We start from the raw sequence: 2,431 nt of genomic DNA, 5'->3' as shown, positions 1-2,431 counted from the left end.
TACTAACATACACGTTTTGGCCCGGCCCCGGCACCGGGTAGTCCGGCCAAATTGGTTATTTGAGGACCATTTTCAGCCATTTCGAGACGCGCGGGGCGGAAGCGGCAAAGGCGCTCGAAGCCGAGGGCATGCTGCCCGCAGGCGCGAATATCGGCGCGGTTTCGGTCGAGCCGCCGCGCGACCCGGCGCATGGCGACCTGGCCACCAATGCCGCGCTGGTGCTGGCCAAGCCGGCGGGGCTAAAGCCGCGCGACCTGGCCGAGGCTTTCAAGGCCAAGCTGGAGACCGGTGAGGGCGTCAAATCGATCGAAATCGCCGGGCCGGGTTTCATCAATATCCGGCTAGAGGACGGCTTCTGGGCCGGGCTGGTGCGCGCGGTGGTGGAGGCCGGTGAGGGGTACGCCCGCAGCGACATCGGCGCGGGCACCAAGGTCAACGTCGAATATGTCTCCGCCAACCCGACCGGGCCGATGCATGTCGGTCATTCGCGCTCGGCCGTGTTCGGGGATGCGCTCGCCAGCCTGCTCGAATTCACCGGCTTCGACGTCACGCGCGAATACTACATCAACGACGCCGGCGCGCAGGTCGAGGTGCTGGCCCGCTCGGCCTATCTGCGCTACCGCGAGGCGCTGGGCGAGGACATCGGCGAGATCCCCGAAGGCTTCTACCCCGGCGATTATCTCGTGCCGGTCGGCCAGGCGCTGGCCGCGGACCACGGCGACGCGCTTCTAAAGGCCGACGAGTCCGAATGGCTGCCGATCGTGCGCGAAAAGGCGGTCGCCATGATGATGGACATGATCCGCGAGGACCTCGCCGCGCTCGGCATCCATCACGACGTGTTCTTTTCCGAGAAATCGCTCACCGAGGACGGCGACATGGTCGCCCAGACGATCAAGGACCTCGAAGCGCAGGGTTACGTTTATCGTGGCCGGCTGGCCCCGCCGAAAGGCAAGCTGCCGGAGGACTGGGAGGACCGCGAGCAGCTTCTGTTCAAGGCCACCGACTTCGGCGACGACACCGACCGCCCGCTGGTGAAGGCCGACGGCAGCTACACCTATTTCGCCGGCGACATGGCCTATCACCGCGACAAGTTCCAGCGCGGCTTCACGCAGATGATCGATGTTTGGGGCGCGGACCACGCCGGCTATGTCAAGCGGATGCAGGCGGCGGTAAAGGCGCTCACGAGAGGCGAGGGCGCGCTGGACGTGAAAATCTGCCAGCTCGTCAAGCTGTTCCGCGGCGGCGAGCCGGTAAAGATGTCGAAGCGCGCGGGCACATTCGTCACGCTGCGCGATGTCGTCGACGAGGTGGGCGCGCCGTCGATGCGGTTCATGATGCTCTACCGCAAGAACGACGCGCCGCTGGATTTCGACTTCGAGAAGGTGCAGGAGCAGTCCAAGGACAACCCGGTCTTTTATGTGCAGTACGCGCACGCCCGGGCGCAGTCGGTGTTCCGCAATGCGCAAGCCGATATCCCGGATCTGGACATCAGCCGGGAGGCGCTGCTTGGCGCGGACCACAACCTGTTGACAGACGAATTCGAACTCGCGCTGATCAAGCGGCTGGCGCATTTCCCGCGCACGGTTGAGGGTGCTGCGCAAGCGCATGAGCCGCACCGAATCGCATTTTATCTACATGATGTCGCAAGTGACTTTCATGCGCTGTGGAATCGTGGCAAAGAGTCGCCACAATCAAGATTCATTCTTGAGCGTAACAAAAATGTAACCATAGCGCGGCTGGCGCTCGTTGCCGCCGTCGCGGATGTGCTGCGGACCGGTCTGGGAATTCTCGGCGTCGAAGCCGTCAATGAAATGCGTTAACGGCGTTCTCGCGCGCCACGCGGCGCGGGCGTTCCGTCAATGCGCCTGAAGGCGCGGCCGGACAGCTTCAAAAACCGTTTTCACGGCGAGGGGAACAATCATGCCACGATCAGACGACTCCAACGGGTTTCCGCCAGGGCGTCTCCGCCGGCCGCACCCTCGGCACCGCGCGCCGGACTGGTCCAGCGACGACTCCGCCGGCAGCGACTGGCGCTACCCCGACCCGGCCGAGCGGTACAGCCAAGGATATGATAGCCCGCCCACGCGCGATCCGTTCGCCGATGAGTGGCAAAGCGGGCCGTCGCGGGATGAATTTGGTGGCGACGACCCATTCCCGGGCGGCGGACAGGAGGCTTCGTGGTCCGAGCAGCATGACCCGTTTGACTGGGATGCGCCCGAGCCGCCAGATGAGAGCGGCTGGCGACCCGCGCCCTACCCTGGCGAGACCCGCGATCATGCCGGCGAATCCTTCTCGGGGCGTGACCCTTGGGGCGCGCAGGACGAACCATTCGATACCCCGCGTCGCAGCGGGCCTCAGCAGCCAGCCGGGCGGGACGACAGCCTGTTCCGCCGCATCGACGGATCGGTGCAGGAGCCAGACCTCTCGGCCC

General features: G+C 65.2%; 2 protein-coding genes. Both read left to right on the top strand.

Translation table 11 applies throughout. The features are described from left to right. The first annotated feature begins 59 nt into the window (after nucleotides 1-59). On the top strand, nucleotides 60-1,820 hold the full coding sequence (gene argS, locus I6U14_RS00030; protein ID WP_296895844.1) for an arginine--tRNA ligase: 1,761 nt from the start codon (nucleotides 60-62) through the stop codon (nucleotides 1,818-1,820). A 100-nt stretch (nucleotides 1,821-1,920) separates the two neighbouring features. Further along, nucleotides 1,921-2,431: hypothetical protein (locus tag I6U14_RS00025; RefSeq protein WP_296895843.1), on the top strand; the 511-nt coding region annotated here is incomplete at its 3' end.

It is taken from the genome of Thiohalocapsa sp. (genome assembly GCF_019695415.1).
GTDB lineage: Bacteria > Pseudomonadota > Gammaproteobacteria > Chromatiales > Chromatiaceae > Thiohalocapsa.
This window is presented reverse-complemented; position numbering and strand designations above follow the sequence as displayed.